Annotated in this window: 7 protein-coding genes; 5 read left to right on the top strand and 2 right to left on the bottom strand. The window is 68.1% G+C overall.

Annotation, left to right across the window (positions count from 1 at the left end; genetic code table 11):
- Positions 1–1740 (bottom strand): serine/threonine-protein kinase (locus Afe05nite_RS43595; RefSeq protein WP_239117483.1); only part of this gene is annotated, 1740 nt, incomplete at its 3' end.
- Between the two features lie 100 nt (positions 1741–1840).
- Between Afe05nite_RS43595 and Afe05nite_RS02315 the strand changes: the two genes are divergently transcribed.
- The 5 genes from Afe05nite_RS02315 (at position 1841) to Afe05nite_RS02295 (ending at position 5863) form a co-directional block, all read left to right on the top strand.
- Positions 1841–2044: an acyl-CoA carboxylase epsilon subunit gene (locus Afe05nite_RS02315; protein WP_203815212.1), complete on the top strand. Its 204-nt coding sequence runs from the start codon at positions 1841–1843 to the stop codon at positions 2042–2044.
- Between the two features lie 132 nt (positions 2045–2176).
- Positions 2177–2608 carry a hypothetical protein gene (locus tag Afe05nite_RS02310; RefSeq protein WP_203815211.1) on the top strand — a complete coding sequence of 144 codons (432 nt, stop codon included), beginning with the start codon at positions 2177–2179 and terminating at the stop codon, positions 2606–2608.
- Positions 2608–4014: a hypothetical protein gene (locus tag Afe05nite_RS02305; RefSeq protein WP_203815210.1), complete on the top strand. Its 1407-nt coding sequence runs from the start codon at positions 2608–2610 to the stop codon at positions 4012–4014. Before Afe05nite_RS02310 ends, Afe05nite_RS02305 begins: the two co-directional genes overlap by 1 nt.
- 2 nt (positions 4015–4016) lie before the next feature.
- A complete protein-coding gene (locus tag Afe05nite_RS02300) occupies positions 4017–5153 on the top strand; it encodes a S8 family serine peptidase (protein ID WP_203815209.1) in 1137 nt (378 codons plus the stop codon).
- Between the two features lie 95 nt (positions 5154–5248).
- The gene (locus Afe05nite_RS02295) at positions 5249–5863 is read left to right on the top strand and encodes a Maf family protein (RefSeq protein WP_239117482.1); all 615 of its coding nucleotides are present in this window, start codon (positions 5249–5251) and stop codon (positions 5861–5863) included.
- A gap of 7 nt (positions 5864–5870) precedes the next feature.
- Here Afe05nite_RS02295 and Afe05nite_RS02290 read toward each other — a convergent pair whose 3' ends face one another.
- A complete protein-coding gene (locus tag Afe05nite_RS02290) occupies positions 5871–6626 on the bottom strand; it encodes an ABC transporter permease (RefSeq protein ID WP_203815207.1) in 756 nt (251 codons plus the stop codon).
- Positions 6627–6629: the final 3 nt, after the last annotated feature.

The raw sequence follows: 6629 nt of genomic DNA, 5'->3' as shown, positions 1-6629 counted from the left end.
GCTGGCGGGGGTGCCGGTCTCGACTAGGGCGGAGGCGGTGGCGGGGCTGCCCGTTTTGGTGGCGGGCGGCTCGGGGGCTGCCTGGGGCTTCTTTGCCGGGGCCTTCTTCGACGTCGACTTCGGGGACGGGACCACAGTGGTGGCGTCCACCGGCGGGGCCGAGACCCGAGTCGTGGCGTCGATCGGCTCCGGCGTGGACACGACAGCGGTGCGATCGATCGGCGGGGCTGGGACCACGGTGGTGCGGTCGGTCTGGTGAGACGGAACCACGGTCGTACGGTCGGCCGGCGGGGGGACCGGGGTGGGTCGGTCGGCCGGCGGGGGGACGACTGTGGTGCGGTCGGTGGGCTTGTCGACGGGGCGGACCAGGGCGGTCGCTTCGGCCAGGGAGCGTTCGTGTTCCGGGGCCGCCTTGCCGCGGTGGTAGGCGGCAACGTCGGCGGCGCTCAGGCCGCCGCGCTCGCCACGGCCGGTGCGGGTGGCCGGGTTCACGGTCGTCGGGTTGACTTTGGCCGGGTTCGCGGGCGCCTGCCGAGCAGCAGGGGGCTGCCCGGGTGCGGTTGTGGACCCGGGTCGCGTACCCATGAAGGTGGTTTTGTCGTCTTTGACCGGAGGGGCGTCGATTCGGGTCGCATCGAGCGGCTGGGCCCGGGGTCCGTCGACCTTCGTCGGCGTGTCGGAGCGGCCGACCTGGGCTTTGCCCGGCACATAGACCGGCGGCCGGCTCTCGCCAGCCGCCGGGCGCGCCCCGGACAACGGTGGGCGACCCGGCGGATCGGCCGGGCGGGCAGGCGCCACCGGCGGGCGCGGACCCGGTACCACCGGCGCCGAACCGGTCGGGGACAGCAGGCCCGAGACCCGGTCGCGGCCCGCGCCCGGACGGCGCATCGTCGGGCTCATCGGGAAGCTGAGCTTCGAACGGCGGCCGATCGCCCGGTTGAGCAGGCGCTCGGCCTCCTCCGCGTTGATCCGGTGCGTCGGGTCCTTGCGCAGCAGGCCGTTGAGCACCGGCTTCAGCGGGCCCGCGTTGCGAGCCGGCGGCGGATTTTCGGTGGCCAGCGCGGCCAGCGTCGCGATCGCCGAGGGGCGCGCGAACGGCGAGGCGCCCTCGACCGCGGCGTAAAGGGTGGCGCCCAACGACCAGAGGTCGGCGGCCGGTCCGGCGGTGCCGTCCCGGGCGCGCTCCGGAGCGATGTACGCGGGCGAGCCCAGCACCAGGCCGGTGCGAGTCACGTTCGGGTCACCGGGCACGGTGGCCAGACCGAAATCGGTCAGCACGACCCGGCCGTCGGCGCCGATCAGCACGTTGCCCGGCTTCACGTCGCGGTGCACGACGCCGGCCCGGTGCGCGGCCCGCAGCGCCCCGAGCACGCCCAAGCCCATCTCGGCCGCCCGCACCGGCGAGAAGGGGCCGTCCTCGGCGAGCGTGTCCTGCAACGAACGGGACGGGACGTACTCCATGACGATCCACGGGTCGGCGTCCGTCCGCAGCACGTCGAAGACACGCACCACGTTGATGTTGTTGAGCCGGGCGATCGCGCGTGCCTCCCGCAGGGAGCGCTCGCGCATCTCCTGCCGCTCCCCCGGCGTGAGCCCGGGCGGGGGAACCAGCTCCTTGATGGCCACCTCACGGTGCAGGACGACGTCGGTCGCCCGCCAGACACGACCCATCCCGCCCTGACCGAGCGGCGCGACAAGCCGGTAACGGTCAGCGACAACGGCGGGAGGAGAAGAAGACATCACGCAGAAAATACCCGGTCATGTCCAGCCGCAGCGAATCGATCAGCCGAGTGTGGGACGCGTGTCACCGGATATCCCCTAGACGTCGTACGCTCGGTCGATGGATGCGGAACCCCTGGTCAGCGTAGTCCGCGGCACCCCGACCGATCTTGAGCTGGCCGCCCTGGTCACCTTGCTGGCCGCGAGATCCAGCGCGATGAATTCGGCACCCGCCCGCCCCCGGCCACCATCCTCCTGGGCCAGGTCCGCCCGCCCACCGGCAACCGCATCCGGCTGGCGCGCGTCGGCCCTACCGGCCAGATAGCCATCGGCCGATCGATTCCGACCGTCCACAGGCGGCGGTACGGGCCCCCGACGCTCGCCCCGACGGACTACCCTCATGGATGCTTCGCCGGGTCACACCGGCGTTCCGAGGGCTCGTCGGGGGAGGCCGGAAATGATTCCTGAGGAGGACCGCGGGCCTGCTTGGCTGCGCGACTACGGCTACACGGACTTCAGCCAGATAGAGGCGGACATCCAGGCGATGGAACAGTTCGCCACGGGTTTGTCGGCGATCGTGAAAGACGACTACGCCCCTCACCTCTCGACGGTGACCGACGCCATGTCGACCCGCCTTCCGGACCCGCCGAGCGAGTTCATCGAGCTGCTGACCTTCCTTTTCGCCCACAACCAGGCGCAGGACATAGCTCACCAAAACGTGTACAACTTCGCGAACGGAACACAAGAGTTCGCAGTCGCCGCCCAGGACATCAGTAAGCGGTACGACGGTTCCGACGCGTTCTCGCACGCGAAAGTCAACGATGTGGACAAGGCTTTCCAGAACGTCACGTCCCTCGACGGCAGCACACCCGCTGAGGGGAACGCCTGATGATTGACGCGGGTGGTGGAGGTGGCGGCACCCCGTGGGAGTCGCTGACGATCGAGCAGATGCAGACGCTGATTCAGAACCCGGACACCCAGAAACAATGGGACATCGGCGATGGGTGGAAGAAGTCAGCCGAGCTGGTAAGTGAACACCTCTGGCAGGTTCGGAACTATCGGGACAACCTAGCTACCGCCTGGTCACCCAAGAAGAGCTCGGCGGCCAAGGTTTATATCGACCGCTTGAACAACCTGATTTCGGACCTCGAAGACACTTACGAGGCTGCACTGGCGAATCATGAGGCAATTTCGTCGGCCACCGGATCCATCTATCAGGCGCAAGTCAAGATGGATGCGATCTACAAAGAGTACAAAAGTAACGAACAGCTGCTGGCCAACCCGACTCAGCAGAAGAGCGTCACGCCTACGCCGAGTCCGAGCCCCAGCGGTGCCGAGCCCTCCGGTGTGGCTTCGAACCGGCAGGAAGAGCTCCGGGTCCAGGCGGCGCGGATGCTGAGCTCCGTCAGCACCGACCTCGCCCAGGCGCAGGTCAAGATCGTGACACCGCGGCCCTATACCGGTAAATACGTCAACGAAGACACGCGAGCGAACCCCGGCGACTACAACCCGCCGCCGATTCCGCCGATCACGCCGACCTCAGCATTCGACAGCGGTTCCAGCACACCATCGACTAATCGGCCGTCGACCTCGTTCCCAGCATCGGCGGCCAACACCGCTGTCTCGTCGCATCTCGTTCCATCTCCCTCCGCAACGACGCCTCCCGCCGTGGCCACGCCACAACCCGGCTTGGTCCTGGGCGGAACCGGCCCGACTCAACTGCCCCCTACTGCGCCCACCATCAATCCCGTTACGCCTGGTCTCCCCGGCGGCGGACCCGTGACCGGCCCTGGGCTGATGCCACCGAACAGCACCTTTTTGCCGAATGGTGGATCGACCCCAACGGGCATGCCAACCACCCCCGGCGTCGGGCGGGGCGGAATCCTGCCTCGTGAGGCCACGCCCCGAGGAGGAGGCGGCTTTCCTGAGGGAACGCGCGCGATGCCCTCCGGGGGAGTCATCGGCCAAACTCCCACCGGGGCGCTTGGCAACCCGGGAGCCAACCGCTCAGGCGTGGGCCGACGGGTCAATCCGATCGGCGGGGTCATCGGCGAAGGCGGATCCGGCCTGGGTGCGCGACGGGGCGTCAGTGGCACGTCCGGCCTTTCCCCGACTGGACAGGCAAGCAGCATGTACCCGCAGGGTGGCAGTCGTCGTTCGGCTCAGCGCGAGGAAACAGATGGCACACGCTGGGATCCGGACAATCCGTGGGAGACAGATGAGGGTGTCGATCCGGTGGTGCTCCCGTCGCGAGAGCAGCGGATCGATCCCGGACCGGCGATTGGGCTCGGCTGAGAATGCGCCTTAAGGTCAGCGTCGTCGCGGCGGCCGCGCTTCTGGTGGCCGCCGTAACCGGTCCAGTGAGCCCCGCCCGGGCAGACAGCTTCCGCGCGGACCAGTGGTACCTGAAAAGCCTAGATGTCCCGCGAGCCCATGCCATCAGTACGGGAGCCGGCGTCATCGTTGGCCTCGTGGACACCGGCGCCTACCCGCATCCGGACGTCCAGCGGAATCTGCTTTCTGGAACGGACCTGATTCCCGGCGAGAGCGGCGACGGACGCAGCGACAAAGATGGCCACGGCACCGAGATGGCCGCGCTGATAGCCGCCCATGGCCGAGGCGCCGACGACGGGGTTCTAGGTATTGCGCCGTCAGCGAAGGTGCTACCGATCAAGACCTCGAACGACGGAAACAAGGCGCCCTCGAAAGAGATCGGCGACGGCATGCGGTGGGCCGTCGATCAGAAGGCTTCGGTCATCAATGTGTCCGCCGCGGTGGGTCCTGCCTTCGACATCGAAGACGCGGCGGCGGCCGCAGCGAAAGCCGATGTCGTGGTGGTGGCCGGCGTCGGCAACACCGCAACCTCCGCGATCATCGGTTACCCCGCCGCCATCGAAGGCGTGCTGGCCGTGGGTGCGACTGACCGAAGCGGCAAACACGCCGCCTTGTCGGTCAAAGACTCCAAAGTTCAAATATGCGCCCCTGGAGTCGACATCACGACTGCGGCGCCGCCGAAGAAATACGTCGACGTTGACGGAACGTCGGCGGCAACCGCCATCGTGTCCGGAGCCGTCGCGCTCGTTCGTGCCAAATTCCCCAGTCTGTCAGCGCCAGAAGTTGTTCACCAACTCACCGCCACTGCGGACGACATCGGGCCGCCTGGCAAGGACAAAGAGTGTGGATTCGGGCGCTTGAACCTCGTGAAGGCTCTGACTGCCGACGTCCCTCCCCTGAAAGGCACCTCGGCGTCGGCCAAACCCGGCGAGGGCTCCACTCCCCCGACGACCACTTCGACTGCCGGCACCGCTCCGTCCGCCGGAGCCGATCCGGCCTCGAACAACATGCCGCTCGTCATCGGTGGGGTGCTTGTCGGCCTCGCTGTAGCGGGTGGGTTGGTCGCCGCACTCATCTTTCGGCGGCGCCGGAGCTTCTGAGGGTCGCTTGGAAGGGCTCTCGCCAGGCGAAACTTAGGCTGAAACGCGGCGTTCTGTGCTCCTTTCGGGTCGTTATGGCTTGTAACCTCGGGGGCGTGCCTAACGACATCGCGTATCGCCTGGTCCTTGCCTCGGCCAGCCCCGCACGGCGGGCTCTGCTCACTGCGGCCGGCATCGACGCTGAAGTGATGGTCAGTGGGGTGGACGAGTCCACGGTGGAAGCCGAGGATGCGTCCTCCCTGTGCCTTGCCCTGGCGCGGATGAAGGCTCGGGCGATTGCCGCCGACCTGCCGGCCGATCCGGGGATTCTGGTGCTCGGCTGTGATTCGGTGCTGGCGTTCGAGGGGGAGATCTTCGGCAAGCCGGCCACCGCTCAGGAGGCGGCCAAGCGCTGGGAGCTGATGCGCGGCAAGTCCGGGGTGCTGCACACCGGGCATCACCTGACCGGGCTGGTCAGTGGGCGGCAGGCGGAAGCGGTCGGCACGACAGTGGTGCACTTCGCCGAGGTGACGGATGCGGAGATCGCTGCCTACGTGGCCACCGACGAGCCGCTCAACGTGGCCGGCGCGTTCACGCTGGACGGGCGGGGTGGGGCGTTCGTCGACCGGATCGAGGGGGATCCGGGCAACGTGATCGGGCTTTCGCTTCCGCTGCTGCGGAACCTTCTGATCGAGATGGGCGTGTCGATCACCGACCTGTGGCGCTCCTGAACGGGTCTCAGCGCACGCTGCGGGAGAACTCCCGGGCCGCCCACCCGACGGCGAGGAAGGCCAGGACTGCCATGATCAGCAGGCCCTGCCAGACGTCGGGGGCGCCCAGGTCGCCGCGGAACAGGGCGCGGGTGCCGTTGACCGCCCAGGAGAACGGGTTCCAGTCGGCGATGCCCTGCAACCAGCCCGGTGCGAAGGTCAGCGGCAGCAGGATGCCGGAGAGCAGCAGCACCGGCTGGGCCACCGTGTTCATCAGCGGGGCGAGGGCGTCCTCGCTCTTGACCACGAGCGCGATGCCGTAGCTCAGGGCCGAGGTCATCAGGGAGATCAAGGCCAGCATCAGGTATGCCAGGAGAAGGTTCCCGAGGAACACGCGCAGGTCGAACAGCAGCGCCAGCAGCGTGATGATGACGGCCTGGGCGATCAGTGAGACCACGTCGCGCAGCGATCGGCCCAACAGCAGGGCGAGGCGGCTGACCGGCGTGACCCGGGAGCGTTCGATCACCCCGGCGCGGAGCTCGGCGATCAGGCCGAAGCCTTGGAACAGGCCGCCGAAGATGGCGAGCAGAACGAGCAGGCCGGGCACGAATATCTGGTACGCCTCGGCGGTGGAGTCGACGCCGAGCGCGGGTTTGAGCAGCGGGGCGAACAGAAGTAGGTACATCACCGGCTGGAAGACGCCGACCAGAATCCAGACCGGGTTACGCAGCAGGAGCTGGGCCTGGCGCTGGAAGATCAGTGAGGTGTCGCGCAGCAGTTTCATGGC

It is taken from the genome of Paractinoplanes ferrugineus (assembly GCF_016862195.1).
Classification (GTDB): Bacteria; Actinomycetota; Actinomycetes; order Mycobacteriales; family Micromonosporaceae; genus Actinoplanes; species Actinoplanes ferrugineus.
The sequence above is the reverse complement of the archived record's forward strand: the minus strand, read 5'-3'. Positions and strand labels throughout refer to the sequence as shown.

Excerpts from the sequence above, each read along its gene's own strand:
- Afe05nite_RS02315 (WP_203815212.1), top strand. The coding sequence starts at position 1,841 with ATGGATGCGGAACCCCTGGTCAGCGTAGTCCGCGGCACCCCGACCGAT.
- Afe05nite_RS02290 (WP_203815207.1), bottom strand. The coding sequence starts at position 6,626 with ATGAAACTGCTGCGCGACACCTCACTGATCTTCCAGCGCCAGGCCCAG.
- Afe05nite_RS02310 (WP_203815211.1), top strand. The coding sequence starts at position 2,177 with ATGATTCCTGAGGAGGACCGCGGGCCTGCTTGGCTGCGCGACTACGGC.
- Afe05nite_RS02305 (WP_203815210.1), top strand. The coding sequence starts at position 2,608 with ATGATTGACGCGGGTGGTGGAGGTGGCGGCACCCCGTGGGAGTCGCTG.
- Afe05nite_RS02300 (WP_203815209.1), top strand. The coding sequence starts at position 4,017 with ATGCGCCTTAAGGTCAGCGTCGTCGCGGCGGCCGCGCTTCTGGTGGCC.